General features: G+C 71.2%; 12 protein-coding genes and 1 pseudogene. 8 read left to right on the top strand and 5 right to left on the bottom strand.

The genetic code is table 11. The features are described 5' to 3' along the window. Positions 1 to 61 precede the first annotated feature (61 nt). From gnd to dnaA, 3 genes are all read right to left on the bottom strand, one after another. On the bottom strand, positions 62 to 1,009 hold the full coding sequence (gene gnd / locus OMK64_RS09900) for a phosphogluconate dehydrogenase (NAD(+)-dependent, decarboxylating) (protein ID WP_272727914.1): 948 nt from the start codon (positions 1,007 to 1,009) through the stop codon (positions 62 to 64). A gap of 264 nt (positions 1,010 to 1,273) precedes the next feature. After that, complete coding sequence (dnaN, locus tag OMK64_RS09895; protein ID WP_272727913.1) at positions 1,274 to 2,404, bottom strand: DNA polymerase III subunit beta; 1,131 nt, start codon at positions 2,402 to 2,404, stop codon at positions 1,274 to 1,276. An 804-nt stretch (positions 2,405 to 3,208) separates the two neighbouring features. Beyond that, entirely contained in the window at positions 3,209 to 4,729 is a 1,521-nt protein-coding gene (gene dnaA / locus OMK64_RS09890) for a chromosomal replication initiator protein DnaA (RefSeq protein WP_272727912.1), read from the bottom strand. A gap of 478 nt (positions 4,730 to 5,207) precedes the next feature. On the opposite strand from dnaA, the gene rpmH reads away from it, so the two are divergent. The 8 genes from rpmH (at position 5,208) to OMK64_RS09850 (ending at position 17,818) form a co-directional block, all read left to right on the top strand. Continuing rightward, positions 5,208 to 5,345, top strand: a complete 138-nt coding sequence (gene rpmH, locus OMK64_RS09885; RefSeq protein ID WP_010849920.1) for a 50S ribosomal protein L34 — start codon at positions 5,208 to 5,210, stop codon at positions 5,343 to 5,345. Between the two features lie 11 nt (positions 5,346 to 5,356). Then, positions 5,357 to 5,725, top strand: a complete 369-nt coding sequence (rnpA, locus tag OMK64_RS09880) for a ribonuclease P protein component (RefSeq protein ID WP_272727911.1) — start codon at positions 5,357 to 5,359, stop codon at positions 5,723 to 5,725. 7 nt (positions 5,726 to 5,732) lie between these two features. Continuing rightward, the gene (yidD, locus tag OMK64_RS09875) at positions 5,733 to 6,047 is read left to right on the top strand and encodes a membrane protein insertion efficiency factor YidD (protein ID WP_272727910.1); all 315 of its coding nucleotides are present in this window, start codon (positions 5,733 to 5,735) and stop codon (positions 6,045 to 6,047) included. Between the two features lie 21 nt (positions 6,048 to 6,068). Beyond that, complete coding sequence (gene yidC, locus OMK64_RS09870) at positions 6,069 to 7,370, top strand: membrane protein insertase YidC (protein ID WP_272727909.1); 1,302 nt, start codon at positions 6,069 to 6,071, stop codon at positions 7,368 to 7,370. Between the two features lie 50 nt (positions 7,371 to 7,420). Beyond that, positions 7,421 to 7,933, top strand: coding sequence for a Jag family protein (locus OMK64_RS09865; protein WP_272727908.1), 513 nt, complete (start codon positions 7,421 to 7,423; stop codon positions 7,931 to 7,933). Positions 7,934 to 13,621: 5,688 nt separating this feature from the next. Beyond that, entirely contained in the window at positions 13,622 to 14,323 is a 702-nt protein-coding gene (gene rsmG, locus OMK64_RS09860; RefSeq protein ID WP_272727907.1) for a 16S rRNA (guanine(527)-N(7))-methyltransferase RsmG, read from the top strand. 175 nt (positions 14,324 to 14,498) lie between these two features. Next, a complete protein-coding gene (locus tag OMK64_RS21215) occupies positions 14,499 to 16,520 on the top strand; it encodes a ParA family protein (protein WP_374694081.1) in 2,022 nt (673 codons plus the stop codon). After that, on the top strand, positions 16,517 to 17,818 hold the full coding sequence (locus OMK64_RS09850) for a ParB/RepB/Spo0J family partition protein (RefSeq protein ID WP_272727906.1): 1,302 nt from the start codon (positions 16,517 to 16,519) through the stop codon (positions 17,816 to 17,818). The genes OMK64_RS21215 and OMK64_RS09850 overlap by 4 nt, the downstream gene beginning before the upstream one ends. Positions 17,819 to 17,885: 67 nt before the next feature. Here the strand turns inward: OMK64_RS09850 and OMK64_RS09845 are convergent, their stop codons facing one another. Beyond that, entirely contained in the window at positions 17,886 to 18,833 is a 948-nt protein-coding gene (locus OMK64_RS09845; RefSeq protein ID WP_272727905.1) for a D-alanine--D-alanine ligase family protein, read from the bottom strand. Positions 18,834 to 18,989: 156 nt separating this feature from the next. Beyond that, positions 18,990 to 19,355: pseudogene (locus OMK64_RS09840) on the bottom strand (PLP-dependent aminotransferase family protein); the annotation flags it as partial. Between the last annotated feature and the right edge of the window lie 123 nt (positions 19,356 to 19,478).

The raw sequence follows: 19,478 nt of genomic DNA, 5'->3' as shown, positions 1-19,478 counted from the left end.
GATCCGTCGGTCGGGCGCTGCGGCGCCGGTCGGCCGACGCGTCCCGGCCTCCGCACCGTCGTCAGGCCTGGGGCGGGACGGCGGCGTCGGGGACGGGCGTCGTGTCGCTGATCGGACCCGTCGTGCCCGCGGGCTTGACCGCGTGGCCGCCGAACTGCTGCCGGAGCGCGGCGACGGCCTTCATCGCCGGCGACTCCTCCTGCCGGGACGCGAACCGCGCGAAGAGCGCCGCCGAGATCACCGGAGCCGGGACGGCCAGGTCGATGGCCTCGTCGACCGTCCAGCGGCCCTCGCCCGAGTCCTCGACCCAGTCGTCGATCTCGCCGAACGACGGGTCGGCCTCGAGCGCCTCGACGAGCAGGTCGAGCAGCCAGGACCGCACGACCGTCCCGCGGCGCCAGGCCTTGACCGTGCCGTGCACGTCCGTGACCAGGTCCTTCGCGGCGAGCAGCTCGTACCCCTCGGCGTACGCCTGCATGAGCCCGTACTCGATGCCGTTGTGCACCATCTTCGCGAAGTGCCCCGCACCGATGGCGCCCGCGTGCACGAACCCCTCCTCGCGGGGGCCCTCGGGGCGCAGCGCGTCGAACACCGGGAGCACCCGTGCGACGAGGTCCGCGTCACCGCCGACCATGAGGCCGTACCCGTTCTTCAGGCCCCAGACGCCGCCCGAGACGCCGACGTCTAGGAATCCGATGCCCTTCTCGGCGAGCAGGTCCGCGTGCGGCTGGTCGTCCTGGTAGTACGAGTTCCCGCCGTCGATGACGACGTCACCGCTGCCCAGGAGCCCCGACAGGTCACGGATCACCGCGTCGGTGATGGCGCCCGACGGGACCATGACCCACACGACGCGCTCACCCGCGGGCAGCGCCTCGGCGAGCGCCTCGAGCGACGGCACGTCGCTCACGTCGGGGTTGCGGTCGTACCCCGTGACCTCGATGCCCGCGGCGCGGATGCGTTCCCGCATGTTCGCGCCCATCTTGCCCAGCCCGACCAGACCGATGTGCATGACCTTCGCCTCTCCCGGTGTCCCGGATCCCGCCGACCGGCGTCCACCGGTCACTCTGCCGCACCGCCACGCCGTGCGCTCCCGCGGCCGCCGCGACTCCTCAGCCGACGGTCGCGGCTCCTCCCGCCTGTCCTGCACCGCAGACTGCCGCGGTCACCGCAGTCAGCGGCGGCTGCCCGACCCCGCGCGCCGCGCGCTCACGTCGCCGTCCCTCGCGCGTCGCTCGACCGGAGCACGCGGAGCCGGAGACGATGACGCGACGCGTCAGCTCGCGAACCGGATCGGGACCAGCAGGTAGCGGTACTCCTGCTGGTCGTCGCCGTCGAGCGACTCCTGACCCGTGAACTCGACGGGCTTGTTCGGGTGCGTGAACGACAGCCGGACGAACGTGGTGTCGAGCGCCCCGAGCCCGTCGAGCAGGAACTGCGGGTTGAACGCGACCGTGATGTCGTCACCGACGAGCGTGGCCTCGAGGGCCTCGGACGCCTGCGCGTCGTCGCCCTGGCCCGCGTCGAGCACGACCTGACCCTGCGAGAACGCGAGCCGGATCGGGGTGTTGCGCTCGGCCACCAGGGCCACGCGCTTGGCGGCCTCGGCGAGCGCGTGCGTCGAGACGATCGCGTGGATCGGGGTCTCGTCGGGGAACAGTCGGCGGACGGCCGGGTAGTCGCCGTCGACCAGCAGGCTCGTCGTCTGGCGGCCGCCGGCCTCGAAGCCGATGAGGTCCACGCCGGCACCGGTCGAGAGCGCGACCGTGACGGAGCCGGCGCTGCCGAGCGACTTCGCGGCGTCGGACAGCGTGCGGGCCCGCACGAGCGCGACGGTCGAGATGTCGGGGGAGGACGGCTTCCAGGTGAGCTCGCGCAGCGCGAGGCGGTAGCGGTCCGTCGCGAGCAGCGTGACCTTCTCGCCCTCGATCTCGACGCGCACGCCCGTCAGGAGCGGGAGGGTGTCGTCGCGGCTCGCGGCGACCGACACCTGCGCGACCGCGTGCGTGAGCTCGTCGCCGTCGACGGTCCCCGCGGTCGCCGGCATCGACGGCAGGCTGGGGTAGTCCTCGACCGGCATCGTCAGGAGCGTGAAGCGGCTCGCGCCGCAGGTGACGACGACCTTCGTGCCGTCGAGCACGACGTCCACGGGCTTGTCCGGCAGCGCACGCGAGATCTCGGCCAGCAGCCGGCCGGAGACGAGCACCGTGCCCGGCTCGGAGACGTCCGCCGGGATCTGGGACCGGGCCGAGACCTCGTAGTCGAAGCTCGAGAGCTGGATCGTGCCCGTCGTGTCGGCCTCGATGCGGACGCCCGCGAGCACGGGCACCGGCGGCCGGGTGGGCAGGCTGCGAGCCGTCCACGTGACCGCGTCGGCGAGGACGTCACGGTCGACCCGGAACCTCATGTGTCACCTCTTCGTCGTTCGAGTGCTGCCCAGGGCGACGGCGCGCGGGTGCCGGCGTGAGGCGCTCGTGCGTCGACGCCGGTGGGCCGTCGTGTGCGCGCTGGTCGCACGCACGACACCGCCCGTCCGTGGCATCACGCGAACACTACGCGAGAGGTCGGACGCTCGGTACAGGTGCCGAGAGCGTGTGGACGGCCGACTGCCGTCCTGGGCTGTGGTCGGCCGAGCGGCCGTGGCCGCGGCCGGGCCGCAGGGCACCGCCGTCGCGTTCCGGCGGTGTGTGGATCATCAGCAGAGAGAAGTCTCGTCGTCGTCATCGGTCATGTGCATGGTGTGGATCTCCGGCGTCTGCGCAGGTCACCCCGTCGGACCCGTGTGGACGTGCTGTGGGCGCGGCACCGGGGCGTCGGTGGACACCCGTGGACGTCGCCGAGACGCCCTTGCGGCGTCCACGGACGGGGCCTTCGTCTTCCACAACGATCACGCGTGTCGTCCACCGTCGTCCACAGGTGTGTGCACAGGTGTGAACATTCGTCCCATGCATGTTTCATCCGGAACGTGAGGGTTCCGGTCAAGGTGGTCGCATCGATTCGACGATGAGACTTGTCTCATCGCGCTGACTCCATCGGACGGGCGCACGGCATGCCGGGGCGGGCGTCTGTGCAGGTCAGCGCGCTGAATGGGCGCGACACTCGGGTGGATGCGCCGATCGGGTGAACGGCGTCACAAACATCCCCAGCCCCCTGTGGAAACTGTGGACAACCGTGAGGACGGATTCCCCACGAACCGGGCAGGAGGGACGGATCAGCCCCGGCTCTGCTGCTTGATGCGGTTCGTCAGCTCCGTCACCTGGTTGTAGATCGACCGACGCTCGGCCATGAGCTCGCGAATCTTGCGGTTCGCGTGCATGACCGTCGTGTGGTCGCGTCCGCCGAACGCCTGACCGATCTTCGGCAGCGACAGGTCGGTCAGCTCGCGGCAGAGGTACATCGCGATCTGCCGGGCCGTCACCAGGACGCGGGACCGGCTCGACCCGCACAGGTCGTCGATCGACAGCCCGAAGTACGCGGCCGTCTGCCCGATGACCTGCGTCGCGGTGATCTCCGCGGTCTGCTCGTCGGTGATGAGGTCCTTGAGCACGATCTCCGCGAGCGACAGGTCGACCTGCTGCCGGTTGAGGTTCGCGAACGCGGTCACGCGGATCAGCGCACCCTCGAGCTCGCGGATGTTCGTCGAGATCTTGCTCGCGATGTACTCGAGCACGTCCGGCGGCGCCTGCAGCCGCTCGCTGCCGGCCTTCTTGCGGAGGATCGCGATGCGCGTCTCCAGGTCCGGCGGCTGGACGTCGGTGATGAGGCCCCACTCGAACCGCGACCGCATGCGGTCCTCGAAGCCGTTCAGCTGCTTCGGCGGCAGGTCGGACGTGATCACGACCTGCTTGTTCGCGTTGTGCAGCGTGTTGAACGTGTGGAAGAACTCCTCCATCGTCTGTTCCTTGCCCTGCAGGAACTGGATGTCGTCGATGAGGAGCACGTCGACCTCGCGGTAGCGGCGCTGGAACGCGCCCGCCTTGCCCTCGGAGATCGAGTTGATGAAGTCGTTCGTGAACTCCTCCGAGTTCACGTACCGCACGCGGACGCTCGGGTACAGGTTGTACGCGTAGTGCCCGATCGCGTGCAGCAGGTGCGTCTTGCCCAGACCCGAGTCGCCGTAGATGAACAGCGGGTTGTACGCCTTGGCCGGCGCCTCGGCCACCGCGACCGCCGCGGCGTGCGCGAACCGGTTGGACGAGCCGATGACGAACGTCTCGAACTGGTACTTCGGGTTGAGGCGCGCCGGCTCCGACGCCTGCTTGCGCCCCGACGGCAGCGGACGGTCGTCGATGGCGGCGCGCGCGGCACCGTCGTCGCCGGCACCGTGCACGACGGACAGGTCCGGACGCTCGCTGCGGTCGGTGACGTCCCCGTCGCCGTCCTCGCGGTGCGGGACCCCGTCCGCGCGGTCGAGCGGCGCCGGGGGAGCGGGCGGGACGACGCGCAGCGCCGGGGTCGTGTCGCTCGCGAGATCCGGGTCGACCGTGATCGCGAACCGGGCCTCGCGGTCCAGCGCGTCCGACAGCGCGTCGGTGACCTCCGAGCGCACCCGCGTCTCGAGGTAGTCCTTGGTGAGGTCGTTGCCGACGGCCAGCAGCAACGTGCCGTCCAGCAGGCCCAGAGGCCGGGCGAGCCGGACGAACGCGATCTGCCGGGGCGTGATGTCGGGGCTCGCCTCGAGGGTCGCGACGACGTGGCCCCAGACCCGGGCGAGCTCTTCGTCCTGTGACAACGTCCTACCTCAGCTGATCGATCGTGGAGTGGTCGAGTCTCGCACGGCCCCCGTTGTCCACATACTTGTCCACACCTGTGCGCGGTCGCCTCGCACCCGTCCTGACGGCACGACGCCGGGCCGTGGTGCGCCGGCCGCGACCGTCGCGGCGGACGTCTCCACACGGGAGGGTCCACAGCGTCCACAGGCACGGCGACGACGAACGATGCTAGCCCCCGACGACGCGCCGGGGGAGGCGTCCTGGTGGGTGACCTCACCGGCTGTCCAGGTAGGGTTCCGGCAGGCAGACGTGGCGCTCCCGCCCATTTGACCGGCCGCGACGACGCGGCGTACCGTTGTCCAGCCTTCCTGATGGCTCCTGCTGGCGCGCCCTGACGCCACACGCCGCGTGCGTGTCCTTGGAGCAGTCGAGCTCGGCAGACAGACCCAGGTCACGCGCTCACGCGCGGGGCCCAACCCGGATGTAGTGGAGACTCTCGTGAGCAAGCGCACGTTCCAGCCGAACAACCGGCGCCGCGCCAAGACGCATGGCTTCCGTCTGCGCATGCGCACCCGCGCGGGTCGCGCGATCCTCGCGGCCCGTCGCCGCAAGGGTCGCGCGGAGCTCTCGGCCTGACGCCAGCGCCGGTGCTGCCCGCCGCGCACCGGATGCGCCGCGCTGCCGACTTCGAGCAGGCGGTGCGCCGTGGTGCGCGCAGCGGCCGGGACACCCTCGTGGTGCACCTGACGACCAAGACCGACCCAGGACCCGACGGTCCCGTGGTCGGTCTTGTCGTGTCCAAGGCCGTGGGCACCGCCGTGCGGCGCAACCTCGTCAAGCGCCGGCTCCGTGAGCTCGTCCGAGCACGCCTCGACGGGTTGCCCGCCGACGCGGGCCTCGTCGTCCGGGCCCTGCCTCCCGCGGCGACCGCCGACTACGCGCGCCTGGGAGCGGACCTCGACTCCGCTCTCGCGACCGCGACGCGGCGGGTCGCTCGTCGCACGAACGAGGCGTGACCGCCCCATGACCTCGCGATCCGTGGTGCGTGGTGTCGTGCGTCTGCCGGCGCAGCTCGTGCTGCTCCTGCTGCGCGGCTACCAGCGGTTCATCTCCCCGATGACGCCGCCCACCTGCCGCTTCTACCCGTCGTGCTCGCAGTACGCCGTCATCGCCGTCACGCGGCACGGGCTGCTCCGCGGCTCGTGGCTCGCCGTGCGCCGGCTGCTGCGGTGCCACCCGTGGAACCCCGGCGGCGTCGACGACGTTCCACCGGCGCGCCCTCCGCACCACCACCACCGTCTTCACCGTCACCCTGACGTGGCTCCGTCCACGCACTGATCCCCTCCGAGGAGCCCCCGGATGTCGTGGTTCGACGGACTGCTCAGTCCGATCATGACCGTCGTGGCCTGGATCATGGTCCAGTTCCACGCCCTGTTCACGACCCTCGGGCTCGACCCCGAGAGCGGCGCTGCATGGGGCCTGTCGATCGTCGGTCTCGTGATCGTGATCCGGATCCTGCTGATCCCGCTGTTCTTCAAGCAGATCAAGGCGTCGCGCGGCATGCAGCTGCTCGCACCCGAGATGCAGGCGATCCAGAAGAAGTACAAGGGGAAGACGGACCCCGCGTCCCGCGAGGCGATGAGCCGCGAGACGATGGAGCTCTACCGCAAGCACGGCACGAACCCGTTCGCGTCCTGCCTGCCGATCCTGCTCCAGTCGCCCATCTTCTTCGCCCTGTTCCGGGTGCTCATCGAGCTGCCGCGCATCGCCGAGGGCACCTACGACCCCATCGGCCCGATGACGCCCGCGCTCGCCGCCCAGGCCGAGGCCGCGACCATCTTCGGCGCCCCCCTGTCCGGCACGTTCATGACCGCCGGCGACAACTGGCACATCCGCGTCGTGACGGTCGTCCTCATCATCGCGATGTCCGCGACCACGTTCCTCACGCAGCGCCAGCTGACCATGAAGAACATGCCGCCCGCAGCCCTGCAGGGCCCCATGGCGCAGCAGCAGAAGGTGCTCCTCTACGTCCTGCCGCTGATCTTCGCGTTCTCCGGCGTGAACTTCCCGATCGGTGTCCTCATCTACTGGACCACCACGAACCTCTGGTCGATGGGCCAGCAGTTCTACACGATCCGCCGCATGCCGGCCCCGGGCTCGGAGGCCGAGCGCCTCATGAAGGAGCGCAAGGCCCGGCGCGCCGCCGCCCGCGGCGTCACGCTCGAGGAGCCGACGTCGGCGACCGCGGTGATCGAGGAGAAACCCCGCGGGCAGCGCCAGCAGCCCAAGCGCAAGGACCGCGCCAAGGGCGTCACGGGTGCCCAGGGCCCTGCGGCCGCGGCCGAGGACCCGGCGACGTCTCCGTCGTCGCCGGCCTCCTCCCCGGGTGGCGGCACGTCCGCGCCGTCGGCCGGCCCGAGCACCAAGGGTGCGGCGCCGAAGGGTGGGACGCCGAAGGGTGGCACGCCGAAGGGCGGCTCCCCCAAGGCCGGCCCCGCCAAGGCTGGTGGGTCGAAGCCCGCCGCCGGCAAGACCGGCCCGGCCAAGGCTGGCGGCGCCAAGGCCGGAGGCAGTGGCGCTCCTCGCACGCAGTCCTCTCGCGACGCGCAGGGCGGTGCGGGCGGCGACGGTGCCGGTCCCGACAGCCCGACGCGGTCGTAGACCCCGTACCCACCCCAGCCGACATCCCTGTCGACGATCGGAGAGACCTCATGAGCCCGAGCTCGCCCGACGAAGCGGTCGAGTCCACCAGCACCAAGCGCCTCGAGGAAGAGGGCGAGATCGCCGCGGACTACCTCGAGGAGCTGCTCGACATCGCCGACCTCGACGGCGACATCGACATCGACATCGACCACGGCCGCGCGGCCGTCGAGATCGTCTCCGAGGACCCCGAGGACCGGTCGCTGCGGCGGCTCGCCGGGCGCGACGGTGAGGTGCTCGACGCCCTGCAGGAGCTCACGCGGCTGGCTGTGCAGACGCGGACCGGCGAGCGGAGCCGCCTGATGCTCGACGTCGCCGGCTTCCGAGCGGCCCGTCGTGCCGAGCTCGTCGCCGTTGCCGAGGACGCCATCGGACGCGTGAAGCAGTCCGGCGCACCGGTGTCGCTCACGGCGATGAACCCGTTCGAACGCAAGGTCGTCCACGACGCCGTCGCCGCGGCGGGTCTGTCCAGCGACTCGGAGGGCGTGGAGCCCGATCGCCACGTGGTGATCCGCCCGGCCTGAGCCAGCGGATGCCCATGAGAGGGCGGGACGACATCGGTCGTCCCGCCCTCTCGTCGTCTGAGGCGCGAGTCCACGGCGCTTCCTGAACCGCGCAGGGGTTCCGGCGACGCCGTGGACGAATGCGAGCCGTGTCAGCAGTGCCGAGCCTGCCGAATGCGATGGACGCCGCGCAGTGGCGCGCGGGCGACCTTGACCAGAGCAGTGCAGCGCCGAGATCGCGGTGTGTGCCGGCGGGAGCGGCGCCGAGGTGACGGTGTGTGCCGGCGGGTAGCGGCGCCGAGGTGGCGATGTGTGCTCGCGGCGAGCGGCGCCGAGTCGTGAAGCGGTCCCGAGCAGACGAGTGGCGCGGTAGAGGCGTGGACCGGAGAAGATCAGCGGGTAGGCCCCAGCGTGGTCCGGAGGAGGGAGACGCCGAACCGGGCGGCGGGAAGTACACGCGAGTGAGGCTCCCTCCCCGAGCTCTGCCCGGATGAGTAGCGCCATCTACCTCGCGGCGTCTGGGCCCCCGACGGGTCCGGCGTCCACAATTCGTCGACCCGACGTCCCCCGCGCAGCACCCTCAGAGCCCGATGTCGAACATGGGCGTCAGCCGTCGAGATCGCGCAGTGGCGCGTATTCGCATCCCACGTGCCCACCTTCGGCCAAGTCCCGCTACGCAGCGACGTGCATCGCCAGTGCTGTTATTCGTCGGATGAGTTTCACGTGAAACATCGCGCTTCTTCGCGATGGGACTCCGGTGGTCCGCCAGCAGCAGGGTGGACCCGCGTCGCGCGGTATACGGACGTAGGTGGTGGTGGCGTTCCGCTGGAGCGCACCGTCCGTGCATGGCGCGCCCGTGACCTGCGTGGGGGGCGGCGCCGCCTCACGGCCGAGGTCGAGCCGATGTCAAGGACGAGGGCGGGTAGACCTGGTGGTGCCGGTCGACTCCAGCGGCCCTGCGGCGTTTCACGTGAAACGGCGCTGGGGTGAGCCACCGTGGACTTGCACCCGGTCGGTCGGACTCGACGGCAGTGTGCATCCATGCGGGAGAGGTCGGCGGCCCTCGGTTTGTCAGACCGCGTGCCGATCGACGCACTTTCCTCGGGAGGACGTCGTCTGGACGAACAGAAGGGAACGCCGCGCGTCGAGTTCGAAGTCGAGCGTACTCGTGGCGTCACCCTCGGAGATGGGCGACGCTCGAGGGCAGTGCCGTGAAAACAGGGCATACGGGGCCTCAGATGGCCGAAGAGCGCCCTCGTGCGGCGTTCGAGCGGATCGCTCTCATCGCTGCTCGGCGAACCTGCACAAGGCGCGAAGGTTGTGCTCGACGATGTGCGAAGCGGCCCGGAATCGCGCCCGCAGTTCGGGTGCGGGTGGGTTCAGAGACCCACTGGCTCGGCACACAGCGCCGGGCCCCACCGCCGCGAACGTGCTGTCGCGAGGAGCCCTGGATCGAACGTGATGTGGACCAGGCCACCGGGTGGCGTGATTCTGCTCGTCACGGCTGCGCCCGTCGACGGCGCGAGGCGGCGGCGTCGCGTCCAGACTCCGACGAGCTGGCTCCCGGCCAGGAGGGGTCGCCTCGCTATCGAGACTTCACCCTCCGGGACTTGCGACCGGCGCGGACCAAGCTCCTGTCATCTCGACGGATCACTTCTCTGTGACGGCCCGCGCGTGCGAGGCGTCCAGGCGTGCGGGGGGCGAGGCATGCGGGGCAGAGGTGGCATGCGGGGCGAGCGAGGGTAGCGAGGCGACCATGCGAGTTGTGCGAGGTCGGGCACTCGGCGGGACGAGGACCGGCCAGGCGTAGCCAGCACGTCAGGCGCGCCATCCGCTCAGCGGTTGCTCGACTGCTCCTGCACCGCGGCGGCACGGCCAGAACAACATGTGGTTCGGTGTACCACACGTCGTGATCTACAGACGAGGAGCGGTTCCCCTGTCGCGTCGAGGCAGCGCTTCGACGCACCTCTCCGCGCCTCCCGCCCAGACCCTCGGAAGTCCTACTGGGCGCGTCGGGGCGAGCGCCCACGCGTCGGCGCCGGCCGCGACCAGCGCGGCATGTCGTCCCAGGCCACCGAGGGTTCGCCCTTAGGTCATACGACGCTGGGGCGTACCCGTCGGCCAGTTCGCGTCTCGCCAACCCAGGCGTCGCGCGGGTGCGAGCGTCAGCACGCGTCCGTCTGCGGGCCCTGCCGGCACGGCGGCGCGCGCGCGTGCAACTCGGAGTAGATGGAAGACGACGCAGGGTCGGCCCGGACGGCTAGATCCACGCTGCGGCCGCGGCGATGTGCTGACCGTGGTCCTCTCAGGTCGCGAGGGTGAGCTGGAGGAGCTACCAGTCGACAGGGCCGGGCGCCCGCGTCGGGTGGGAGGGAGCGTGCCCTTCCCCCTCCGTGCCCTCGCCCTCCACGTGCACACGCGTACCCGTGTGCCAGGAGCACTAGAGGGTCCATCAAGCGACCTTCGCGGCTGTGCTCGCGACTTGGCAAGGTCGCTCACTGCTCTCGCCGATAGCGAAGGGACACTTCGACGCTCGACGCTGCCTCGGGAGGGTGCGAGGAAGGGCGGTCGTCGAACGTCGTTCCAGCAGGCCGTATGGCGACCGCGGCGATACCTGCACTCGCTGGCGGATTCGCGGGGCGTTCGCCGGCGACCTGGCTTCGGGTCCGGTGATGTGGTGACGCAGAGGGCACGGACGCCGTGGTTTCACGTGAAACGGCGGGGGTGGGCGCGCGCGGTCGATGCCACGAGCGTGCGCGTGCGACGGCGGCGCGTCACGCGGGAGGTCATCGCCCTTCTCCGGGGAAGGGCTTGGATTGTTGCGGGGCGGTGGGTGGGCCTGAGGCGGGGAGGCAGGAAGGTGCCTAGACCCGCCGGACCTCGTGCGGCTGACTGGCCGCTGGCGCCGCCTCGCTCCGCTCTCGCAGCCGGGGGTGACGACAGCTGTCTGCCACGCCCCATCTCGTCACGCCACGGGGGAGTCGTCCGGCACACGACGCCTGATCTGAGGCCGGTCGGCGGGTCGCGGCCGGGAGTCGCCAAGCGGCGACTGGCGGGATCTGTCCGCCCGGACCGGCGGTCTCTAGCGCGGCCCTGCTGTGCATTCCCCTCCGTGTGTCTTGAAGTGATTCCGGTGCGAGGCGATTCGTGTGACCGAGTGGGCTTGGGCTCAGTACCCGGGCCTGTCGTGATGGAGCCTGGTGGATCGGCTGGCACTGGAGAGGGTGGCTGGGACCAGTCGAGTGCGGGCGTCTCGACCGTGCACTGGCGAGCCCCCGCCGCAAAGAACCATCAGCAAGCCGAGAGTGTTGGCGCCAGGCGCCGTTTCACGTGAAACGGCGGGCCGAGACAGCGGAGCCCTGCGTGGGGGCCTGCGGCTCACTGAGGCGAGAGAAGGCGAGCGGCACCTTGCCTGCAAGACGTGTAGTTCAGCCGCTCCCCATGCGCGTGTCGTCGCTGCGGCGTTCACTTGTGGTCGCAGAAGGTGCGCGGCGCGCCTGACTGTCACGTGAACCGGGGGTGCGAGAGCCCAGCCGCGCCCCCAAGGGGAGACCAGGGGCAGTTCCTCGGCGCGCACGTAGCCTCCGGGATGGTGCTGCAACTGCGAATCCGCTGTGCGCTCCCGGCCGCGCACCCGCACGCGGCGGGTGCGGCGGACCGTTGTTTCACGTGAAACACACTGGCGGGGGAAAGATGAGCCTCGCGCGTGAGACAGGGAGGGCGGTCGGGTCGGGCCGTAGGCGAGCGAGGGGGACCCACCTCGCAGATGGGGCTCGGCCGGTCGCGAACGCGGACTCGTGGCGCGGAGTCCGCAACGAGGTTGGTGGACCGTGCCTCATGCTGTCGTTCCACGTGAAACACAACCCGGCGAGGACCGTTGTGGCCGGAGAGCGAGAATCTGGACCCATACGGCGATGGGGGTGTGCGTCAACGCGCCGGACGCGGCGACCACCGTCATGGCCAGACGAGCGAATCATCGTTCGCGGTGACACTACGACGAGGCGCGTGGAGGATGGCGCACGCGCGTAGGCGTGGTGTCGCGATCGCCAACAACCAGCGACCTCGGCCGGCCGGATCACCAGGGCTCGCCGGCCACTAGGAGGAGCGACCGAACCGAGACGCGCCAGGTAGCGTCCCAGACAACCAGCGGGCGATGCTCGAAACCGCCGGAGCCGGGGGCGCGGGACCCAGCTAGGCGTGGACGCGTGTCGGTTCGGCGCGATGTCACGGCATGCCCTCCGCGTGGTCAGCGCAATCTGCGCTCGCTCGGCCAGTCGTTGACCGATCGCCCGCCTTCGGCTGTGTCGCCAGGGTGATGCCGTTCGCTCCCAGGTGGAGCACGTGCCGAGCGGCCACCTAGTTGCCGCCCGTCCGGGTTCGGGTGCGGGTGCTTGTAGACCCATGTCGCACTCTCCAGTAGAGCGAGATGGATCTTGGCCGAGCGGACGAGCGCACGGGCGGCGCGTGTCCCGGTGCGGGCGACGCTTCGCGACGCGACGATCGGCTCGATCTTCGGCGGTCGAGTCCGCGACGTGGGACAAGTAGAGCTGCCGGGACGGACCGCAGGCGTCGCCGCGGGCGGCGTCTGTTCTCGACGACAGCGACAGGCAGGCCACTGACCTTGAGCGACGCGTCTGGTGTCCGGCGAACGAGCGAGCGTTCTAAGGGGTGGCACCGGGAGTCGTTCACGAGCCTGACAACAGACCGGGCTTGGCCGGCGGGTGCGAAGAGGTCGGGCGAGCCCTCCGTCCGCGCCCTCCGGTCTGTACGAGAAAGGGTCGATCGTGGCCGCCGCACCTCAGCGCGGTGCCTTGGCCTGCTTCCGACGTCACCTCAGGGGACGGCGGTCAGGCTGCGTATCGCGTGCCGACCGCGAGGGCGGCACGCGCACACGGGCCGATCAAACGGTGGACGCCGCTCGTGCCGTAGCGCGGGTCTCCGGATGGTGGCGCCGCGAGGTGCGGTCGAGGGACAGACGGCGCGACATCGGCTGGCTTCCACGCTCGTGGGCGCCGTTATCCGCGACGCGAGCGCGCTGGCCGGTCCGTCGTGCCAGCCAAGGCTGGTGTCTCGGTGAGTGCGAGCACGCGCCCGAGTGGTGGCCGTCGACGTGACTCCGGACCTCGCGCGCGAGCTGTGAGTAGCGGTGGATGTCTGGCCGTCGGCCATGACGTCGCGGGTACGCCGCCGCTCGCAGTGGTGGGCGTTGACGTGTTGGCGGGGAGCTTGCGGGTGGTCCGGTTGTGCCGGGTGGTCATGGTCGGGTCGTCGCGTGACGCCGTGCGTGAGCGGCAGCTCGGAGTGGTGGGCGTTGACGTGTTGGCGGGGAGCTTGCGGGTGGTCCGGTTGTGCCGGGTGGACATGGTCGGGTCGTCGCGTGACGTCCCGCGTGAGGGGCCGTTCGCGGTGGGCGTCGACGTGTTGCGGGGAGCTGGCGCGTGAGGGATGCGCAGAGTGGAGGTGGTCAGGTCGTCGGCTGGGACCTTTGGGCGGCGGCTGCTCGCGGTGGTGGTGGTCGGCGCGCCATCGTTCTTGTCGCGGTGGCTGTCGGCGTGTCGCCGGGATGTCGGGGAACCGCCGACGACCCGCCTGTGGATGGCCTCGGGAGGCGGCGAGCCGCGCGATACGGTGGGGCGTCGCCCGCCCCCTAGACGACGCGAAGGCAGTTTCCGGGCGGGCGCACGAGGCGGCTGTAGATGGAGCCAAGGCTTGGTTTCACGTGAAACGGGGGACGTAGTGACGGGCGATGTCCCCGAGGTGACGAGCGTGGAAGACCCGCTCACGGGTGACCCCGCTGTGGCCAGGTTCTTCGGGGAGGCGTGGCCCGCCGTGGCCGGCTTCCACTCGATGCTCGTCGACGAAGGTGTGCTGCGAGGTCTTGTCGGCCCCCGCGAGGTGTCGCGGCTGTGGTCGCGGCACCTGCTGAACTCGGCCGCCGTCGTGCCGTTCCTCCCGACCTCGGGCCGGATCGTCGACCTGGGGAGCGGTGCGGGCCTCCCGGGCATCGTCGTGGCGGCGATGCGACCGGAGTGCGAGGTCGTCCTGCTCGAGCCGATGGAGCGCCGCACGGACTGGCTGGCGGAAGTCGCCCAGCGGCTGCACCTCGACAACGTCGTGGTGGAGCGGAACCGAGCGCAGGACGTGCACGGCCACCTGATGGCCGACGCCGTCACGGCACGTGCGGTGGCGTCGCTGGACAAGCTCTACCGCATGGCGCTCCCGATGCTCCGCGCCGGCGGAGTTCTGGTCGCCCTCAAGGGAGAGAAGGCAGAGCAGGAAGTGCAGGACGCCAAGCACGTCGGGAAGAAGTGGGGGGCCGGCGTTGCCGAAGTTGTGGTGGCGTCGACGATCGACGGAGTCGAGCCCACGCGAGTCGTCCGCGTCGTACGGGAGGTGGCGAATGTTCGGTAGGAAGAAGCGCAAGGCGGAGCCTGTCGCAGCAGAGCCAGGCCTGATGCCGCCGAGCGCACCGCTCTCCGCTGCGTCGCCAACGTCGACGGAGGACACGCCCACGTGGCTACCGGCCGCCCCTGACGGGGCTGTCGTATCGCCAGCGGCGCCGACGTCGGTCGCCGCCGTCGATCAGATGGCTGCGTCGTCGTCCGCCAGCACTCAGGATTCGCGATTCGTGCCGCCGCACGCACCTGGGGCGGGTGAAGCATCGGGCGCGGAGGACGTCACCGCCTGGTCCTCGCCAGCCGCAGGGGTGCACTCCGAGGGCAACGACGCGCCGCACGACGCGTACGGGGCCTCGCACGTCACGGACGCGCCGCACACGCCCATGGTGGAGATGGCGAACGACGATGGCCGCGTTTCACGTGAAACGGAGCCGGGTGATGCGCTGACGGCGGAGGCAGTAGTTCACGCCGACGGAGACGGTCCGGTCGAAGGGGCCGCACTGAGCAAGCCGTCGACAGAGGGCCCGGACGGCTCGACCACCGCGTCGAGCACCCCCTCCGACGTGGATGACGCGGAGGTCGTCCCGGCTGGTGCCGGTGCGTGGCCGGTCAGCCCGGACGCTGGCGGATCGATGTCGCAGGACGGCGGGACCCAGCACGCCTCTGATGTGTGGCCCGCTGTAGACGTGGACGCAGACGTCGCCGTTTCACGTGAAACGGCGACGGGGGAGGTGCGGATCTTCCGTGACACCGATCCGGAGCTGCCGACCACGGACGCAACGGCCCGGACGGACGACGGCACTCTCTCGGCGGTCTCGGGTGGCCTGACGGATGAGGGAGAATCTGTCAGCAGTCCCGAAGAACCCGCTGCGGCCGAGTCCGCAGCGACGTCCGACGTCGGGCTCGCCCCTGCCTCGCCTGTTGTGGCGCCCGGACCGGCGAGCGACGATCGAGCCGACGGGGCAGCCGAGACCGGCGCTCCGCGCGGTCTCGACGACCGCGCCGAGGCGCCCGATGAGGACGACGAACTGCCCGTGAACCCAGACCACTCGCCGCAGCCGTTCGGCGGCGACGCCGGACCTCTCCACACGGACCCCGATGAGCACCGCCGAGCCGCTCTCGTGAACAGCCTGCCTCAGGCGGACGAGGAGACGCCGCTCATGGCGGAGCTGCAGCTCGACGCACGCCGGAGGATCGAGCTGCGTGGGCGCCGCTTCCCGCGGCCCGCCGCGACGCGCGTCATCACCGTGGCGAACCAGAAGGGCGGCGTCGGCAAGACGACGACGACCGTGAATCTCGCGGCGGCGCTGGCACAGGCCGGGCTCAACGTGCTCGTGCTGGACAACGACCCGCAGGGCAACGCCTCGACCGCGCTCGGCATCGACCACCGGGCGGGGACTCCGTCGATCTATGAGGTCCTCGTCGACGGTGCGCCGATCGAGGAGGCGGTGCAGGAGAGCCCTGACGTCCCGAACCTGTGGTGCCTGCCCGCGACGATCGACCTGTCGGGCGCGGAGATCGAGCTCGTGTCGATGGTCGCGCGCGAGACCCGGCTGCGGAACGCGCTCGACCGCTACCTCGAGTGGCGTGCGGCGCAGGGCTTGGAGCCGATCGACTACGTGTTCGTCGACTGCCCGCCGAGCCTGGGACTTCTCACCGTCAACGCGTTCGTCGTCGCGCGCGAGGTGCTCATCCCGATCCAGTGCGAGTACTACGCGCTCGAGGGTCTGAGCCAGCTGTTGAAGTCGATCCAGCTGATCCAGGCGCACCTCAACCCGGACCTCCACGTGTCGACGATCCTGCTGACCATGTACGACGCGCGGACGAATCTCGCCCAGCAGGTGGCCGAGGAGGTGCGCACGCACTTCCCCGACCGCACGTTGCGGACGACGGTCCCGCGGTCGGTGCGGATCTCCGAGGCGCCGAGCTACGGGCAGACGGTCATGACGTACGACGCCGGGTCGTCGGGTGCGCTGGCCTATCTCGAGGCGGCGCGTGAGATCGCCGAGCGAGGAGCAGCGACCTCCGACGGGACCGCGGACGGGACGGACGGTGTGGCGTCGGCGGCGGTGGCCGCGGACGCGGTGTCGCACGCCACCGAGGCGCGACCGCACGCAGACCAGCACGAGAGCACGGCGGAGGCAGACTCCGCCGTGCACCAGCAGACCTACGGCGAGCCGGTGATGGCCGCACACCAGGAGGACCAGTGAGCGAGAAGCGACGCGGGTTGGGCCGGGGCCTCGGTGCCCTGATCCCGACGGGCCTCGACGGCCAGCGATCCTCGGGCGAGCGTCCCGTCGACGTGTTCTTCCCGGACGCCAAGCGCGACAACGGGACTGACGGGTCGGGTGCCTCGAACGGGGCCGCCGCCTCCCCGGCCGCGACGGAGTTGGCTGCGACCGACGCCGCTGCGTCCGCCGTCGCCACCCAGGTCGCTGAGAGCGACGTCGCGACGCAGACGCCGGACACAGAGGCGGGCGTCGCGGGCACCAACGGCTCGTCCGTTGCCCCTAGCGCCGCGACGACCCTGCCGCACGTCGACGGCGTCGGGCCGCAGGCGACCACGGGAACGCAGGCGCCCGTGACCGACGGTTCGGCGACGGACGGCCCCGTGGGCACGGCGCTCGACGGCGCGTCGTCGGAGGCGACCGGTGCGGGGGCGTCCACCGACCCCGACGGGCTGCTGCCCGTCCCGGGCGCGCGGTTCGCCGAGCTGGCGGTGGCGTCGATCCGACCCAACCCGCGACAGCCGCGCACCGTGTTCGACGAGGAAGCGCTCGAGGAGCTCGTCGGCTCGATCCGCGAGATCGGCGTGCTGCAGCCGGTCGTGGTCCGCGCGGTCGGCGACGGCTACGAGCTCATCATGGGCGAACGTCGCTGGCGTGCCACCCAGGCCGCGGGCCTCGACACGATCCCGGCGATCGTGCGCGACACCGAGGACTCGGACCTGCTGCGTGACGCACTGCTCGAGAACCTCCACCGGGCCCAGCTGAACCCGCTCGAGGAGGCGGCCGCCTACCAGCAGCTGCTCGACGACTTCGGTTGCACGCACGAGGAGCTGGCGACGCGCATCCACCGATCGCGGCCACAGATCTCGAACACGCTCCGGCTCCTCAAGCTGCCGCCGCTCGTGCAGCGCCGTGTCGCGGCCGGTGTCCTGTCCGCGGGACACGCGCGTGCGCTGCTCGGGCTGAGCGACGGCGCGGCGATCGAGCGGCTTGCGCAGCGGATCGTGGCCGAAGGGCTGTCGGTCCGTGCCGTGGAGGAGATCGTGTCGCTGGGCGTCGACGGTGCGCAGCCTGCACGCCGGGCCGCGCCGCGCGCGGGCGACCGCAACGCGGCGCTCGACGACCTCGCGTCGCGGCTCTCGGACCGGTTCGAGACCCGAGTGAAGGTGTCGCTCGGCAAGACGCGCGGGCGGCTGACCGTCGAGTTCGCGTCCGTGCAGGACCTCAACCGCATCCTGGAGAGCCTCGCACCGGAGGACCCCGGGCTGCTCAAGAGCTGAACGCCGGCCGCAAGCCGCCGGAACCACCATGAGACGGGCGCTGACCTGCGGGTCGACGCCCGTCTCGTCATTCCAGAGAAGCAAGCACGAGCGACCTGTACAAGTCTCCGAGATTGTGGCCTGCGCCCTCTGCTGCCTGCGGGAGGAGTGACGTCTCGGTCATGCCGGGCGCGACGTTGACCTCGAGGAACCACGGGGTGCCGGAGTCGTCGACGATGAGGTCGGTCCGCGACAGGCGCGTGAGCCCGAGCGCCCGGTGCGCGGTCACGGCGGCCTCGCCGACCGCGGCGGCGAGGTCGGGGGAGAGCCGCGCCGGGGTGAAGTACTCGACACGCCCGGGGTTGTACCGGGCGTCGTAGTCGTACGGACCCTCGGTGACGATCTCCACCGGCGGCAGGGCTACCGGACCGCTGCCGGTGTCGACCACGCTCACCGCGACCTCCGTCCCGAGGACGGCACGCTCGATCAGGGCCGTGTCGCTGTACGCGAAGCAGTCGACCATCGCGCGCGGGAGGTCGTCGCCCGCGGACACGAGGTTGACGCCGAGTGCGGACCCGCCGCGCGACGGCTTCACGACGAGCGGCAGCCCGAGACGCGAGACCACGGTGTCGAGGACGCGACCGGCACCGAGCTCACGGAAGAGCGACTGCGGCAGCGTGACGAACTCGGGGGTGGCGAGACCGGCTCCCGCGACGATCGTCTTCGCGATCGGCTTGCTCCACGCGACGCGGCTCGCGCGCGGACCGGTGCCGAGCAGTCGCAGCCCCAGCAGCTGGACGACGTCACGGACCGATCCGTCCTCGCCCGACGCACCGTGCAGCAGCGGCCACACGAGGTCCGGTCGCAGGTCGGTGAGCGCGGGGACGAGGTCGGAGTCGACGTCGTGGATCGAGACCTCGATGCCCGCGGACCGCAACGCCTCGGCGACGCGCCGCCCGGAGCGCAGCGAGACGTCGCGCTCGTGGGAGAGTCCGCCGGCGAGGACGGCGACGCGCGGGGCGGACGGGATGGTCACGGGAGGCTCCTCCGAGGACGCGGACGTGGGGGAAGGGAGAGGTGGGCATCGCCGACAAGCCGTGCCGGCGCGCGCCATGCCGACCGCCGGCGGTAGCGACCCGTCGATGACGGGCAGTGGAGAGGCACGCGGACGAAGGCGTCGGTCAGGCGGGGGTCACGCGACGTCGGGACCGGGCGCCTGGACGGCGTCGGCCGCACTGCCCGCACCGGTGCCGAACAGCTCGACGAGCTCGCGCTCCCCGGCGACGACACCCGCGAGCCGTCGGACGCCCTCGCGGATGCGCTCGGGCGTCGGGTAGCAGAACGACAGACGCATGTGGTCGGCGCCGGATCCGTCGAAGTAGAACGCGGTCCCGGGGACGTAGGCGACGCGTGCGGTCACGGCGCGGGGCAGCATGTCCTTCGCGTCGAGGCCCTCGGGAAGGCGGACCCAGGTGTAGAAGCCGCCGTCGGGCACGTTCCAGGACGCCTCGGGCAGGTGCTCGGCGAGTGCGGACACCATCGCGTCGCGCCGCTCGCGGTCCGGGAGAAGCTCGTCCTCGCCTCGGAGTCGGCGATCCTCTGCCCGTCCAACGCGTCGCAGCTCGCCATCTCCACCTACCTGTCGACCGCCGACTGGCGCGGACAGATCAAGGTGTACCGC

Source organism: Cellulomonas fimi, from assembly GCF_028527925.1.
GTDB classification, from domain to species: Bacteria; Actinomycetota; Actinomycetes; order Actinomycetales; family Cellulomonadaceae; genus Cellulomonas; species Cellulomonas fimi_C.
Note: the sequence above shows the minus strand (reverse complement) of the source record. Positions and strands in the feature narration are given on the sequence as shown.